Genomic DNA, 13,660 nt, shown 5'->3' with positions numbered 1-13,660 from the left:
AACGACAGGCCTTCAAACCGGGTACATGAACTGCTGCCCTGGAATCTCTCCTCTGTAAAATAATCCTTACGCCACGTTCAGTATGGGGCGCTTACCGTGATCTCGCGACCTGGGATAACAAAGTTGTCGATCATAAAGTGCTGCAGGAAGCGGCGCTGGCGGGGGTAGCTGACGTGTTTGCAGAGATTAAAACCACGGATGAAGTATTGAAGATGCCCGTGACTAAGGGCTAAGAAAATGGCCCCTTTTGGGGCCATTTTCTTCTAACGTTAAGTCTTCGGGCGTTAAGCGCGGTCCACCGTAAAGGCTAAGACCTCGGCGAGGCTTTCCGCCCCCAGCGCCAGCATAATCAGGCGATCAACGCCCAACGCCACGCCGGAACTGTCCGGCATGCCGGCTTCCAGCGCCGCCAGCAGGTTCATGTCCACCGGCTGCTGCGGCAGGCCAAGCGCTGCGCGTTTGCGGTTATCCTGCTCGAAACGCTGCTGCTGTTCACGGGCGTCGGTCAGCTCATGGAAGCCGTTCGCCAGTTCGATACCTTTGAAATACACCTCAAAACGCTCCGCCACGCGGTGATCTTCGGTGCTGATCTGCGCCAGAGAAGCCTGGCTTGCCGGGAAGTGGTACACAAAGGTCGGTTTGTCTTTACCAATCTGCGGCTCTACGCCCATAGCAAACAGCAACTGCAACAGCGTGTCCCGGTCTTCTTCTGTGTCGGCGATGTTGCTCAGGTCGAGCTTCGCCGCCGCTTCACGCAGCTGCGCTTTGTCCGCAGACAGCGGATCAATATCCAGATGACGCTGGAAGGCCTGCTGATAAGACAGACTTTCTGCTGCACCGCATTCCAGCACCTGCTGCAGGAGATCGTCCACCTCATTCATCAGGCGGTACATGTCGTAGTGCGGACGATACCACTCCAGCATGGTGAATTCCGGGTTGTGGTGACGCCCCATCTCTTCATTACGGAAACTTCGGCACAGCTGGAACACCGGACCACAGCCCGCCGCCAGCAGGCGTTTCATGTGGTACTCCGGGCTGGTCATCAGGTACAAATTCATGCCCTGAGAATGGCCTGGGCCGACGAAACGGGTTTCAAACGGCACCAGATGAATATCGGTAACCGTCGCCTGGCTCATGCAGGGTGTTTCCACCTCCAGAACGCCTCGGTCGGCGAAGAAGCGCCGAATCTCCGCCATAATGGCGGCGCGTTTTAACAAATTGGGGATGGATGCGCTCGGCTGCCAGGTGGCCGTTTCGCTCATGAGAAAGTCTCCGTATTTATGCAAGGCCGAGAAGTCTACCCGCATCACGGAAAGGAGACAAATTTTGCGCAGAGAATTTTATTCTGAGCGTTTTATGGCCCGCGTTGCGCAAATTTTTTCTCATGCTCCAGCAGCCATTTTTTCCGCGCAATGCCACCACCGTATCCCGTCATAGCGCCGTTTTTACCGATGATTCTGTGGCACGGAATGACGATAGCTACCCGGTTCGCACCGTTGGCTCCGGCCACCGCGCGCACGGCATCCGGGTTCTCCATTTTTATCGCCAGCGCCTGATAGTGGGACGTTTCCCCATAAGGCACGGTATCGAGCTGCTGCCAGACTTTTTGCTGAAATGCGCTGCCCGGCGTATGCAAGGCAAGGGTGAACTGTTGTCTCTTTCCGGCAAAGTATTCCCCGATCTCTTTCTCCGTCTGCCGCGTATGATTATTTTCCCCGGCGATGATGCGGGCGTTGAGCCGCGGCTGCAGATCGTCGAATTCCCGCTCCAGTGCGCGTCGGTCAACAAACTCCAGCAGGCATACGCCCTGTTCGGTGGCACACACAAACATCGGCCCGATGGGGGTGGTAAAACGGTGAATAACGATGATGTCTGTCGCCCGACTGGGGGAATCGCCAGTGAGTTTTTTGCAGGTGTAGCCAAACCCACTCAGTGAATCGTAGCCGCTGTTAAACGCGGCATCCGTCGCGCTTTTCCCTCGCCTGAGCTCCTGCAATGCCATATCCACTCGCAGCATTCTCTGCCAGGCCTGAAAAGTCATCCCGTGATGTTGCACAAACCAGCGGCGGAGACGCTCGGGACTGATGTTGTGCTGCCGCAGCTCGCCATCGCTGACCCGGTTCTCACTACTCGCCCTGAACAGGGCAATGGCCTGCTCGACTATGGGCGGCGCAGAGAAGGCGTTTTCGGTGGGGCGGCAAATTTTGCAGGGGCGAAAGCCCGCGTGAAGCGCGGATTTGAAGTCGTTATAAAACTCAACGTTACCCCGCTTAGGTTTACGGGCGCGGCAGTTGGAAATGCAGAACACGCCGGTGGTTTTCACACCCACAAAAAAAACGCCAACATGCTCGGAAGAACGCGCCACCAGCGCCTCGTACCAGGCATCACACTGCTCGATATCAAGGATTTTCATCGGTAAAGATCTCGTCAAATGCACCCTGTTGGCGAAGGCTAAGCAACAGCTGCTGTAACTTACGGTTCAGCGCAGCGTGCACAAAATTCCCCATCGAAATGCGTTTCACCCCAAGCGCCGCCAGTTGATTAAAGTCGGGCAAACCCGGCATACACATAATATTAAGCGGCAGATCAACTGCGCTGGCAATCGCCTGAATATCTTCCGGCAAGGTCGCGCAGGGCACAAAGAAGCCGTCAGCCCCCGCCTGCTGATATAGCCTGCCGCGGGCGAGCGTTTGATTCAGCGCATCCGGTTCGCCGAGCAAAAAGCCATCGGTTCTGGCATTGATAAAGAGCGGTGTTTTCGCGGCGTCTAATCCTGACTTTATCGAGCTCAGGCGGGCTGCGAACTGTTTTGCATCCAGCAAACGACGCGCTCCCTGCTCAACTTTGCTGTCTTCAAGGTTAATGCCGACGACGCCCAGTGCTGCCAGCTGAATGGCCTGGCGCACCACCGTTTCGGTGTCTGCCCCATACCCGGCTTCCATATCAACGGAAAGCGGCAAATTGACGCACTCACGTATGCGGCCCACCAGGGCCTGGAGTACAGAAAATGGTATTTCTTCTCCATCCTTGTAGCCCAGCATATCGGCGATTGCCGCGCTTGAGGTGCCCAACGCCTGATAACCCGCCGTCTGTGCCGCCTGAGCGCTGGTGACATCCCAAACGTTAGCCAGCACCAATGGCGTGTTCTGATAATGCATCTGACTGAAGCTCATTTTTACCCCCTGCCTTTATAGAATGGAAAGATTCTGTGCTTCAAGCCGGGGCGGCAACAACCGAAAAACAGACGACTATTTTTCGCTATTTTTTCTTCGCACTACACCATTTAAACATTCATTTTTGTGACGTAATTCATTAACAGCGGTAATTAATCGTCCCGTAGAACAGTAAAAAAATCGAACAAATCAAATTTCCCTAAAATCCCTCCGGTTATACTTCCTCTACCTAAAAAGGAGCAGGGATACACCTTTCGCAGCCACCGCCTTTCGGGCAGTGAATACCCTTTGGTCGTATAGCTTTGCGAATTACTAAAATCTGGAGGAATGTCGTGCAAACCTTTCAAGCCGATCTCGCCATTATAGGCGCCGGCGGAGCAGGCCTACGAGCAGCCATTGCGGCGGCCCAGGCTAATCCACAGGCAAAAATCGCTCTGATTTCCAAAGTCTACCCAATGCGCAGCCACACGGTTGCCGCCGAAGGGGGTTCCGCAGCCGTCGCGCAGGATCACGACAGCTTCGACTACCATTTTCACGACACCGTTGCCGGAGGCGACTGGCTGTGTGAGCAGGATGTGGTTGACTACTTTGTTCACCATTGCCCCACCGAAATGACCCAGCTTGAGCAGTGGGGCTGCCCGTGGAGCCGCCGTCCGGACGGCAGCGTCAACGTCAGGCGCTTCGGCGGAATGAAGATCGAACGGACCTGGTTTGCCGCCGACAAAACCGGCTTCCATATGCTCCACACGCTCTTCCAAACTTCCCTTCAGTTCCCGCAAATTCAACGCTTCGACGAACATTTCGTGCTCGACATCCTGGTCGATGACGGCCAGGCGCGCGGCGTCGTTGCCATGAATATGATGGAAGGCGAGCTGGTGCAAATCCGCGCCAATGCGGTAGTGATGGCCACCGGCGGCGCCGGACGCGTCTATCGCTACAATACCAACGGCGGCATCGTCACCGGGGACGGCATGGGCATGGCGCTGAGCCACGGCGTGCCGCTGCGCGACATGGAGTTTGTGCAATACCATCCAACCGGGCTGCCGGGTTCCGGCATCCTGATGACCGAAGGCTGCCGTGGTGAAGGCGGCATTCTGGTAAACAAAAACGGCTATCGCTACCTGCAGGATTACGGCATGGGGCCGGAAACTCCGCTCGGCGAGCCGAAGAACAAATACATGGAACTCGGCCCGCGCGACAAAGTGTCTCAGGCTTTCTGGCACGAGTGGCGCAAAGGCAACACGATTTCCACCCCACGCGGCGATGTGGTGTACCTCGACCTGCGTCATCTCGGCGAGAAAAAGCTGCTTGAGCGCCTGCCGTTTATCTGCGAACTGGCCAAAGCCTACGTGGGCGTCGACCCGGTCAAAGAGCCGATCCCGGTTCGCCCAACGGCGCACTACACCATGGGCGGCATCGAGACTGATACCCAGTGCGAAACCCGCATCAAAGGACTGTTCGCGGTGGGTGAATGTTCCTCCGTTGGCCTGCACGGTGCCAACCGTCTGGGCTCTAATTCGCTGGCAGAACTGGTGGTCTTTGGCCGCCTGGCGGGCGAGCAGGCAATGGAACGCGCCGCACAAGCGCAACCGGCTAACGATGCCGCGCTGAACGCTCAGGCCACCGATGTTGAAGGCCGCCTGAAGCAGTTGGTGAACCAGGAAGGCAACGAAAACTGGTCGAAAATCCGCGACGAGATGGGACTGTCCATGGAGGAAGGCTGCGGGATTTACCGCACCACGGAGTTAATGCAGAAAACCGTCGACAAGCTGGCGGAGCTCCAGGAACGCTTCAAACGCGTGCGCATTACCGACACCTCAAGCGTCTTCAATACCGATCTGTTGTACACCATTGAACTAGGCCACGGCCTGAACGTTGCCGAATGCATGGCGCACTCCGCCCTCGCACGTAAAGAATCGCGCGGCGCCCACCAGCGCCTGGACGAAGGCTATACCAAGCGTGATGACGTCAACTTCCTTAAACATACTCTGGCCTTCCGCGACGCCGACGGCACCACTCGCCTCGACTATAGCGATGTGAAGATCACCACGCTGCCGCCAGCAAAACGCGTGTACGGCGCAGAAGCGGAAGACGCTGAGAAAAAGGAGAAGGCAAATGGCTGAGATGCAAACCCTGAAGATTGAGATTGTGCGCTACAACCCGGAAACGGACAGCCAGCCACATAGCGCAATCTACGAGGTGCCGTTTGACGAGCAAACCTCGCTGCTGGACGGGCTGGGTTATATCAAAGATAACCTCGCGCCGGACCTCAGCTACCGCTGGTCGTGCCGCATGGCGATTTGCGGCTCCTGCGGCATGATGGTCAACAAAGTACCTAAGCTGGCCTGTAAAACCTTCCTGCGTGAATACACCAACGGCATCAAAGTTGAAGCGCTGGCAAACTTCCCGATCGAGCGCGATTTGGTGGTCGACATGACCCACTTCATCGAAAGCCTGGAGTCGATTAAGCCTTATATCATTGGCAACCCACGCACGCCGGATCAGGGCCCAAACAAGCAGACGCCCGCGCAGATGGCGAAATACCATCAGTTCTCCGGCTGCATCAACTGCGGGCTCTGCTATGCCGCTTGCCCACAGTTTGGCCTGAACCCTGAGTTTATCGGCCCGGCGGCGATTACCCTCGCTCACCGTTACAACCTGGACAGCCGTGACCACGGCAAGAAACAGCGTATGCCGCAGCTCAACGGGCAAAACGGCGTGTGGAGCTGCACCTTTGTTGGCTACTGCTCCGAAGTTTGTCCAAAACACGTCGATCCGGCCGCGGCCATCCAGCAGGGCAAAGTCGAAAGTTCGAAAGACTTTTTGATTGCCACCCTGAAACCACGCTAAGGAGTGCACCATGACCACGAAACGTAAGCCTTATGTCCGTCCCATGGCGCCAACCTGGTGGCGGCAACTCGGCTTCTACCGTTTTTATATGCTGCGTGAAGGCACCTCGGTTCCAACAGTCTGGTTCAGCATCGTGCTGATTTATGGCCTTTTCTCGCTGAAACACGGCGTAGAGGGCTGGGCTGGCTTTGTCGGTTTCCTGCAAAACCCGGTGGTGATCATCCTCAATCTCATTACACTTGCCGCCGCCGTGCTGCACACCAAAACCTGGTTTGAGCTGGCGCCGAAGGCCGCTAACGTCATCGTTAAGGGCGAGAAAATGGGGCCGGAGCCGGTCATCAAGGGACTGTGGGTTGTCACTGCACTGGTGACTGTCGTTGTGCTGCTTGTAGCACTGTTCTGGTAAGGAGGCTGAGGTGATTAACCAAAATCCAAAACGTTCCGACGAGCCGGTATTCTGGGGCTTGTTTGGTGCAGGCGGCATGTGGGGTGCGATTTTCGCGCCGGTTATCGTGCTGCTGATCGGTATCATGCTGCCGCTCGGCCTGTTCCCCGGCGATGCGCTGAGCTTTGACCGCGTTTATGCCTTCGCCCACAGCTGGATTGGCCGTCTGTTCCTGTTGCTGATGATTGTGCTACCGCTGTGGTGTGGTCTGCACCGCATCCACCATGCGATGCATGACCTGAAGATCCACATTCCGGCCGGGAAATGGGTGTTCTACGGCCTGGCCGCTATTCTCACGGTGGTGACCATTATTGGCCTGCTGACGCTCTAGGCGTTCAGCGCACCAAAAGGCTCGCTTTCGCGCGGGCCTTTTTTATTCCATCGCCAACGCCTTCACCCGCTTTCTGTATTCCCCAGGCGAACAGCCAAACTCACGCATAAAAGCCTTATGAAATGACGATTCGCTGGCGTAGCCTACGGCATCCGCAATGGTGATAACCGAGCTTGCTTCACGCGAGAGCTGCTGAGCGGCAGTTTGCAGCCTTATACGGGTCAGAACCGCCAGCGGTGTGGTGCCGCTCACCTCGCGAAAGAGCAGTGCGAAACTGGCACGAGACATGTGCACTTGTTCAGCCAGCGAGGCAACGGTCCAGGGCGTTTGCGGTGCATTCAGCATGCTTTGTACCGCCATTCCAAGTCTCGGATGCAGCAGCAAATTCAATTGGCTTTTGTCCTGAGCATTTTCCCGTAGCCATTGCCGCAAGCCCAGGGCAATTATCGTGGCACATTGCTGGCTACATATCGCCGCTATACCAGGCTGTGGCATTTCCGTTTCCTGTTGCAGTAGCGAAACCGCCGCCAGCAGCCATGTATGCTCGGGGCTACCTTGTTCGGGAGTCATCACCAGGGCCTCCGGAAGCGCCGTCAAAAAATGGCGGGAAGCCGAAGATAAATGCAGGCTCCCACAAACGATCCACGTCTCTTCCTGCCCCTTCTGCCGCAGCCGGTGCGCAGAGTTTTGCGTCAATACAACCACCTGCCCGGGCAGCAGCGTCAGCTTTTCACCGGAAGGCAGCTCCAGCCATGCTGCCCCTTGCGTAACGGTGTGCCAGCGAACGGTCGCCAGCGATCCCGCCGCATGAGGCAGGCTCCAGCCCGCGCTTAGCAGGCAATTTTTATCAATCGACCCCTGTGGGGTGCTGAATGCCATCAACTGGCTGAGAGGATCCATCAATCACTCCAACAAATCAGACGATAAGACAGGATTTAAAGATACCTGAAGAAACCACGCGGCTGCCATTGGAACAGAATCAAAACCATCAACACGACGGCTGACTCATTGACGGAGAACTCCTATGCAAGCCTATCAGGCAATCATCATTGGCTTTGGTAAAGCAGGTAAAACCCTGGCAGCAACCCTGGCAAAACAAAACTGGAAAGTCGCTATTATCGAACAATCCTCCGCCATGTACGGCGGCACCTGCATCAACATTGGCTGTATCCCAACCAAAACGCTGGTTCACGACGCAGAACGGCATCAGGACTTTACGACAGCTATTGCACGTAAGTCTTCGGTCATCAGTTTCCTGCGCGACAAAAACTACCACTTGCTGGCCGACCTGGACAATGTGGACGTTATCGACGGCCACGCCGAGTTTGTTGACCAGCACACGGTGCGCGTGAAGCAAAACGGTGAAGCTATTGAACTGCGCGGTGAAAAAATATTTATCAATACCGGAGCACAGTCCGTTTTGCCGCCGATTGACGGCCTGACGACTACGCCAGGGGTGTATGACAGCACCGGATTGCTTAATCTGACCGCACTCCCAACGCACCTCGGTATTTTGGGCGGCGGCTACATCGGGGTTGAGTTTGCCTCAATGTTTGTCGGTTTCGGCAGCAAGGTCACCATTTTCGAAGCCGCTGCAGATTTCTTGCCGCGTGAAGACCGTGACGTAGCCGAAGCCATCGCCAATATACTTCAACAACAAGGCGTGGAATTGGTCCTCAACGCCCAGGTTCAGCGCGTTGAATCTCGCGACAACACCGTGCATTTGCATACGAGTGATAGCCTCCACAAGGTCGACGCGCTGCTTGTTGCCTCAGGGCGAAAACCCGCTACGGATAGCCTGAACCTGAAAAACGCCGGGGTTGATGTCGATGCCCGTGGAGCCATCGTGGTGAATAAATATCTGCGAACCTCAGCAGACAACATCTGGGCAATGGGGGATGTGACCGGCGGGCTACAGTTTACCTATATCTCGCTCGATGACTTCCGTATCGTGCGTGACAGCCTGTTGGGCGAAGGCAAACGCCATACCGGGGACAGAAAAAATGTACCCTATTCCGTGTTTATGACGCCCCCGCTGTCTCGCATCGGCATGACTGAAGAACAAGCCCTGGCTAGCGGTAAACCCGTTCAGGTCGTTACGCTTCCCGTAGCGGCAATTCCAAGGGCTCGAGTCATGGGCGACACACGCGGCATGCTCAAAGCTATCGTGGACACATCAACGCAGGAGATCCTCGGTGCATCGCTGCTCTGCCCTGACTCTCATGAGATCATTAACCTGATTAAAACCGTCATGGATGCCGGGCTGCCCTACACCACGCTGCGCGACCAAATTTTCACGCACCCTACCATGAGTGAAGCGCTTAACGACCTGTTTGGGTTGGTAAAATAACCCGTCCAGGTTCGGGCAATCAGGTCCTACGCGTTCTCACACTCTCCGGCTAACCAGCCGGAGAAGTCTCTCATGGCGGGCGTTTCCGGCCTGGACTGGAGCTTTGTCAGCCAGTAACTACCGAGACTGATTTCCGTCTCAAACGGGCGCACAATCCGCTCGCTATTCAGCAAGTGAGTAAACATATTGACCGGGGCAATGGCAATCCCTGCCCCAGCCTGTGCGGCTTCGAGCATAGTGACCGAAGAATCAAACACCATCACCAGATGCGTTGGCGACGGTGGAACCTCTCCCGCCGCCTGTAGCCATGCCGCCCATTCGTCTCGCCGATAAGAACGCAGGAGGGTGTGGTTCAGCACGTCCTGCGGACGCTGGAGTTCAGCAGCCAGCGCCGGAGAACAAAGCGGTGACAGCGGGGCATCACACAGGTATATCGCATCCGTTCCGTGCCAGGCCCCGCTCCCAAATCGCACCGTATAATCCAGCCCTTCCGCAGCCGGATCCACCCGGTTGTTGTGCGTCGAAAGCTGAAGGTCAATATGTGGATAGCGCCGACGGAAAGCTTCAAGGCGCGGCAGCAGAAAGCCTGTTGCGAAAGTACCTACCACGCCTAGCTTAAGTTTTTCTCTCGCCTGAGTGCCGGAAAAACGGTCCAGCACACCTGCGATACGGTCAAAGGAATCGTTCAGCACAGGTAACAGATTTTCACCTTCCGTGGTCAACATCAATCCGCGAGAAACGCGCACAAACAGCTGGCAATGCAGGTGTTCTTCCAGCGCCTTTACCTGCTGACTGATGGCAGAGTGGGTGACATTCAGCTCAATGGCGGCATGGGTAAAGCTAAGATGCCTGGCGGCGGCTTCAAAAGCACGTAGGGAGTTCAGTGGGATATAGCTGCGGGTCATCACTTTACCTGTTAGAAAATCTTAAACCTAATGCCAAATTTAATCGTTTGTCACCAGGAGTCAAATCCAACAAACTTGCCTCGTCTGACGGGCCCGGACTGCTATCATCTCTCTAAGGAAGGTTATCCATTATGAAAAAATCCCTCTGCCTGACGCTGCTGCTTGCAGCCTCATGCTCCAGCTTTGCCGCTCAAAAAGAACTGACCGCGCTGCAGATTGAAAGGCTCGTGAATCGCACCGTTGCCCCGCTAATGAAAGAGCAGGCGATCCCCGGCATGGCGGTGGCGGTTATCTATAAAGGCTACCCGCTGTATTTCACCTGGGGAAAAGCCGATCTACAGCGCAACCTGCCGGTAACGCAGCAAACGTTGTTTGAACTGGGCTCGGTCAGTAAAACCTTTACTGGCGTGCTGGGCGGTGATGCTTTGGCACGTGGCGAAATCAGCCTTAACGACCCGGCGCAAAAATACTGGCCTGAGCTGAACGGCAAGCAGTGGAAAGGAATCATCCTGCTGCAGCTTGCCACCTATACTGCCGGCGGACTACCGCTGCAGGTGCCGGACGAAGTGACCAATAGCGATGAACTGCTGAAGTTCTACCAGAACTGGCAGCCGCAGTGGGCACCGGGCACGCAGCGCCTATACGCCAACGCAAGCATCGGACTGTTTGGAGCCTTGATGGTGAAACCGTCAGGCATGAGCTTTGAACAGGCGATGTTAAAACGCGTCTTTAAACCGCTGAATCTGAAACACACCTGGATTAACGTTCCGCCAACGGAAGACAGCCACTACGCCTGGGGCTACCGGGACGGGAAAGCCGTGCGCGTCTCACCGGGCATGCTGGATGCAGAAGCCTACGGCGTGAAATCCAGCATCGAAGATATGGCCCATTGGGTGCAGGCCAACATGGCCCCTAATCGCCTGGAGGACAAAACGCTAGCACAGGGTATCCAGCTTGCGCAGTCCCGGTACTGGCGCGTGGGCAGCATGTATCAAGGGCTTGGCTGGGAAATGCTGAACTGGCCGGTGAAGGGGAAAACGGTTATTGACGGCAGCGACAATAAAGTTGCCCTTGCACCGCACCCGGCAACGTTGATTGATCCTCCCGCACCTGCGGTTAAAGCCTCGTGGGTACATAAAACCGGGTCAACAGGCGGCTTTGGAAGCTACGTAGCTTTTATTCCAGAAAAACAGCTGGGCATCGTGATGCTGGCCAACAAAAGCTACCCGAATACCGAGAGAGTAAAAGCCGCTTACGCCATTCTTGAAGCCCTGCAATAAAAATGACCACGGCCTGTTGAACACAGGCCGTATTATTTCCGGCTTCGCTCACACTTTATTTCCTGTCGCCATCTACACTTAGCTAAAAAACCCTGGAAGGAATCTGCTATGCGCATTTGGCCTGCTGTCACCGCGCTTGCGGTCGCATTATTCGTTGTCTCCTGTAGTGCCCCAACTCCTCCCCCCAGCGTCACGGTCGTGCAAAACTTCGAGGCAAAACGTTTCATCGGCACCTGGTATGAAATTGCCCGGATGGACCACAGCTTTGAAAGCGGCCTGAATCAGGTCACGGCCACCTACAGTTTTATGGATGACGGCGGCCTGCGCGTGATAAACCGCGGGTTTAATCCTGACAGGCAGATGTGGCAGCAGGCCGAAGGGAAGGCTTACTTCACCGGAGACCCGAGCGTTGCCGCGCTAAAAGTCTCTTTCTTTGGCCCGTTCTACGGCGGCTATAACGTGATTGCGCTGGATAAAGACTACCGCCATGCGCTGGTGTGCGGGCCGGACCTCAGCTATCTGTGGATCCTGTCCCGCACGCCAACCATCAGCCGCGACCTCAAACAACAGCTGTTGGCTATCGCCGCCCGCCAGGGCTTTGCGGTGGATAAACTGATTTGGGTGAAACAACGGGGCAGTTAATGCGTGGAAAGTTTCAGGCCAATGATCCCGACCACAATCAGAGCCAGGCTAGCCAGACGCATCGGGTTAGCCGACTCTCCCAGCAATAGAATGCCGGTAATCGCCGCACCGACGGCACCGATCCCGGTCCACACCGCATAGGCTGTTCCTGTAGGTAGCGTTTTCATCGCCCAGGCGAGCAAGGCCATACTGACAACCATCGCGACGATGGTAATAACGCTAGGCCACAGGCGGCTAAAACCGTGGGTATATTTCAGTCCTACTGCCCAAACAACTTCCAGTAATCCAGCAATCAACAGTACGATCCAGGCCATAACAGCTCCAGTAAAAATGGGGCCGTCCCCGGTGTGAGATGCGCTTGCGGGTCGTCCCGTAAGGCTTAGGTGAGAAGATGATTTTAGCACTCAAACGGTTGCCTGAAAATCCGTATCCAAATGCCGCGCGATGAAATAATCGTTTCACTCGCCGGGCCTTGCTAAGCCTGGAATTGACAGCGAATTCGCGCGCATTTCCGTGATTCATTTTGGCAAATTTGTTCATATGATAAAACGTGGTTTGCCAGCCTGCAAACGCCGCAGTAATGATTAACGTGAAGCGTGAAAATGTATAAAATATTATTGGTTGATAGGTGTTACTTCAGCCGTCAGGGACTGACGCACTTGCTCAATCAGAAAAATAATCTGGCTACGGCAGTGAGTATTTTAGAGACAGACAGTTTACTTCTCGCCCGGGAAAAAATTATTAAATGGCAGCCGAATATGGTGATCGCCGACTTCAACAGTTTCTCAACCGCATTGCATAATATCCAACAGCTTTCGGCTATTTATTCCGCCTGTGGCGATACGACACGCCTGCTGTTGCTGCAAAGCGGGCAACACCCCACCATTGCCGAGTACTGCGCGACGCAAGGCACTACCGATATTTGGGATAAGTCAGTATCATTATCGGCATTAACGACTCTGATTCAGCAGACTATTGCAACTCGCCCGCCATTCCGTGAAGTGAAACGACATATTACGCCATTATTGACCTTACGCGAAGAGAGAATACTAAAACTCTGGAAGGAAGAGGCGAATAATGAATATATTGCCAGAGTTATGGGAATAAGCGTAAAAACAGTTTACACCTACAAGCGAAATATTCGATTAAAGCTGGGAGCCGACAATCGATTATCGCTTTTTTTAAACATTCCGGAAGCCGTTTTAGAATAACGGTACGGCACAATCGCCGTACCGAAAATCATTATTCCTGCGCTTTTGTTGCCGCACCAGAAATAGCTTTACCGCCGCTTTGAATATCCTCGCCCACGCCGCGGGTCGTGTTACAGGCGGTCAACAAGGATGAAAGAACGACGAGAGAGAAAAACGCAGCAATAGTTTTCTTAATCATGAGCTTTTCCTTATACCTATGTTGTTTGTGTATAGCTCGTTAAGCATAGCTAAAAAAATGAACAACGAAGGAGAAGCGAGGCGATTTAGGATAACTGGAGGGGATTATTTATTGGCTACGCGCTCAATGGCGCCGCCGAGATGTTGCAAGTCTTCGCCAAACCCACGCGTGGTATTACAACCCGACAGCGCAGCGGCCAGCAGCGAGATAAAAAGAATTTGTTTCAGCAAACGGTTCATCTTCCCTGCCCTGATAAAGCAGCGGCGCGTGCCTCAGGCGCCGCGCCGCGAACCTT

16 protein-coding genes and 1 pseudogene are annotated in these 13,660 nt (G+C 55.0%); 9 read left to right on the top strand and 8 right to left on the bottom strand.

Translation table 11 applies throughout. The features are described 5' to 3' along the window. Positions 1 to 89: 89 nt before the first annotated feature. Positions 90 to 233: pseudogene (locus tag B9Y90_RS27310) on the top strand (cysteine hydrolase); the annotation flags it as partial. A gap of 51 nt (positions 234 to 284) precedes the next feature. On the opposite strand, the gene epmA reads toward B9Y90_RS27310, so the two are convergent. The 3 genes from epmA to B9Y90_RS11905 all read right to left on the bottom strand — a co-directional run bounded on the left by epmA (position 285) and on the right by B9Y90_RS11905 (position 3,173). Next, positions 285 to 1,262, bottom strand: a complete 978-nt coding sequence (gene epmA, locus B9Y90_RS11915; RefSeq protein WP_039289552.1) for an elongation factor P--(R)-beta-lysine ligase — start codon at positions 1,260 to 1,262, stop codon at positions 285 to 287. A gap of 92 nt (positions 1,263 to 1,354) precedes the next feature. Then, positions 1,355 to 2,413, bottom strand: coding sequence for a bifunctional transcriptional activator/DNA repair enzyme AdaA (locus B9Y90_RS11910; RefSeq protein ID WP_085541346.1), 1,059 nt, complete (start codon positions 2,411 to 2,413; stop codon positions 1,355 to 1,357). Next, entirely contained in the window at positions 2,400 to 3,173 is a 774-nt protein-coding gene (locus B9Y90_RS11905; protein ID WP_085541345.1) for an isocitrate lyase/PEP mutase family protein, read from the bottom strand. The genes B9Y90_RS11910 and B9Y90_RS11905 overlap by 14 nt, the downstream gene beginning before the upstream one ends. A 332-nt stretch (positions 3,174 to 3,505) precedes the next feature. On the opposite strand from B9Y90_RS11905, the gene frdA reads away from it, so the two are divergent. From frdA to frdD, 4 genes are read left to right on the top strand one after another with little or no spacing between them, the layout of a single operon-like run. After that, a complete protein-coding gene (gene frdA, locus B9Y90_RS11900; RefSeq protein WP_085541344.1) occupies positions 3,506 to 5,296 on the top strand; it encodes a fumarate reductase (quinol) flavoprotein subunit in 1,791 nt (596 codons plus the stop codon). Beyond that, positions 5,289 to 6,023, top strand: a complete 735-nt coding sequence (locus tag B9Y90_RS11895; RefSeq protein WP_039289538.1) for a succinate dehydrogenase/fumarate reductase iron-sulfur subunit — start codon at positions 5,289 to 5,291, stop codon at positions 6,021 to 6,023. Before frdA ends, B9Y90_RS11895 begins: the two co-directional genes overlap by 8 nt. Positions 6,024 to 6,033: 10 nt before the next feature. After that, entirely contained in the window at positions 6,034 to 6,429 is a 396-nt protein-coding gene (gene frdC, locus B9Y90_RS11890; protein ID WP_039289535.1) for a fumarate reductase subunit FrdC, read from the top strand. A gap of 10 nt (positions 6,430 to 6,439) precedes the next feature. Beyond that, the gene (gene frdD / locus B9Y90_RS11885) at positions 6,440 to 6,799 is read left to right on the top strand and encodes a fumarate reductase subunit FrdD (RefSeq protein WP_085541343.1); all 360 of its coding nucleotides are present in this window, start codon (positions 6,440 to 6,442) and stop codon (positions 6,797 to 6,799) included. A 42-nt stretch (positions 6,800 to 6,841) separates the two neighbouring features. Here frdD and rclR read toward each other — a convergent pair whose 3' ends face one another. Next, the gene (gene rclR / locus B9Y90_RS11880) at positions 6,842 to 7,699 is read right to left on the bottom strand and encodes a reactive chlorine-specific transcriptional regulator RclR (RefSeq protein WP_085541342.1); all 858 of its coding nucleotides are present in this window, start codon (positions 7,697 to 7,699) and stop codon (positions 6,842 to 6,844) included. A gap of 124 nt (positions 7,700 to 7,823) precedes the next feature. Here rclR and rclA point away from each other — a divergent pair, with 124 nt between their 5' ends. Then, positions 7,824 to 9,149: a reactive chlorine resistance oxidoreductase RclA gene (gene rclA / locus B9Y90_RS11875; protein WP_085541341.1), complete on the top strand. Its 1,326-nt coding sequence runs from the start codon at positions 7,824 to 7,826 to the stop codon at positions 9,147 to 9,149. Positions 9,150 to 9,175: 26 nt separating this feature from the next. Here the strand turns inward: rclA and ampR are convergent, their stop codons facing one another. After that, the gene (gene ampR / locus B9Y90_RS11870) at positions 9,176 to 10,054 is read right to left on the bottom strand and encodes a LysR family transcriptional regulator AmpR (RefSeq protein ID WP_039289528.1); all 879 of its coding nucleotides are present in this window, start codon (positions 10,052 to 10,054) and stop codon (positions 9,176 to 9,178) included. Positions 10,055 to 10,182: 128 nt separating this feature from the next. Here ampR and ampC point away from each other — a divergent pair, with 128 nt between their 5' ends. Together ampC and B9Y90_RS11860 are read left to right on the top strand one after the other, a co-directional pair. After that, positions 10,183 to 11,334, top strand: coding sequence for a CMY2/MIR/ACT/EC family class C beta-lactamase (ampC, locus tag B9Y90_RS11865; protein ID WP_085541340.1), 1,152 nt, complete (start codon positions 10,183 to 10,185; stop codon positions 11,332 to 11,334). Between the two features lie 108 nt (positions 11,335 to 11,442). After that, entirely contained in the window at positions 11,443 to 11,976 is a 534-nt protein-coding gene (locus B9Y90_RS11860; protein WP_085541339.1) for a lipocalin family protein, read from the top strand. Here the strand turns inward: B9Y90_RS11860 and sugE are convergent. Then, positions 11,973 to 12,290 (bottom strand): quaternary ammonium compound efflux SMR transporter SugE, encoded by a 318-nt coding sequence (sugE, locus tag B9Y90_RS11855; protein WP_008453755.1) that lies wholly within the window; start codon positions 12,288 to 12,290, stop codon positions 11,973 to 11,975. The two genes, B9Y90_RS11860 and sugE, sit on opposite strands and share 4 nt — an antisense overlap. 288 nt (positions 12,291 to 12,578) lie before the next feature. Here sugE and B9Y90_RS11850 point away from each other — a divergent pair, with 288 nt between their 5' ends. Beyond that, entirely contained in the window at positions 12,579 to 13,187 is a 609-nt protein-coding gene (locus B9Y90_RS11850; RefSeq protein WP_085541338.1) for a LuxR C-terminal-related transcriptional regulator, read from the top strand. A gap of 31 nt (positions 13,188 to 13,218) precedes the next feature. Here the strand turns inward: B9Y90_RS11850 and ecnB are convergent, their stop codons facing one another. Then, a complete protein-coding gene (gene ecnB / locus B9Y90_RS11845; RefSeq protein ID WP_008453759.1) occupies positions 13,219 to 13,365 on the bottom strand; it encodes a lipoprotein toxin entericidin B in 147 nt (48 codons plus the stop codon). 104 nt (positions 13,366 to 13,469) lie between these two features. Further along, entirely contained in the window at positions 13,470 to 13,604 is a 135-nt protein-coding gene (locus tag B9Y90_RS11840; protein WP_039289517.1) for an entericidin A/B family lipoprotein, read from the bottom strand. Positions 13,605 to 13,660: the final 56 nt, after the last annotated feature.

The organism is Cedecea sp. NFIX57, from assembly GCF_900177785.1.
GTDB lineage: Bacteria > Pseudomonadota > Gammaproteobacteria > Enterobacterales > Enterobacteriaceae > Cedecea > Cedecea neteri_C.
This window is presented reverse-complemented; position numbering and strand designations above follow the sequence as displayed.

What these genes read in the sequence shown, in the direction of transcription:
- epmA (WP_039289552.1), bottom strand. Translation starts at nt 1,262, where the DNA reads ATGAGCGAAACGGCCACCTGGCAGCCGAGCGCATCCATCCCCAATTTG.
- B9Y90_RS11910 (WP_085541346.1), bottom strand. Translation starts at nt 2,413, where the DNA reads ATGAAAATCCTTGATATCGAGCAGTGTGATGCCTGGTACGAGGCGCTG.
- B9Y90_RS11905 (WP_085541345.1), bottom strand. Translation starts at nt 3,173, where the DNA reads ATGAGCTTCAGTCAGATGCATTATCAGAACACGCCATTGGTGCTGGCT.
- B9Y90_RS11895 (WP_039289538.1), top strand. Translation starts at nt 5,289, where the DNA reads ATGGCTGAGATGCAAACCCTGAAGATTGAGATTGTGCGCTACAACCCG.
- frdC (WP_039289535.1), top strand. Translation starts at nt 6,034, where the DNA reads ATGACCACGAAACGTAAGCCTTATGTCCGTCCCATGGCGCCAACCTGG.
- rclR (WP_085541342.1), bottom strand. Translation starts at nt 7,699, where the DNA reads ATGGATCCTCTCAGCCAGTTGATGGCATTCAGCACCCCACAGGGGTCG.
- rclA (WP_085541341.1), top strand. Translation starts at nt 7,824, where the DNA reads ATGCAAGCCTATCAGGCAATCATCATTGGCTTTGGTAAAGCAGGTAAA.
- ampR (WP_039289528.1), bottom strand. Translation starts at nt 10,054, where the DNA reads ATGACCCGCAGCTATATCCCACTGAACTCCCTACGTGCTTTTGAAGCC.
- B9Y90_RS11860 (WP_085541339.1), top strand. Translation starts at nt 11,443, where the DNA reads ATGCGCATTTGGCCTGCTGTCACCGCGCTTGCGGTCGCATTATTCGTT.
- sugE (WP_008453755.1), bottom strand. Translation starts at nt 12,290, where the DNA reads ATGGCCTGGATCGTACTGTTGATTGCTGGATTACTGGAAGTTGTTTGG.
- B9Y90_RS11850 (WP_085541338.1), top strand. Translation starts at nt 12,579, where the DNA reads ATGTATAAAATATTATTGGTTGATAGGTGTTACTTCAGCCGTCAGGGA.
- ecnB (WP_008453759.1), bottom strand. Translation starts at nt 13,365, where the DNA reads ATGATTAAGAAAACTATTGCTGCGTTTTTCTCTCTCGTCGTTCTTTCA.
- B9Y90_RS11840 (WP_039289517.1), bottom strand. Translation starts at nt 13,604, where the DNA reads ATGAACCGTTTGCTGAAACAAATTCTTTTTATCTCGCTGCTGGCCGCT.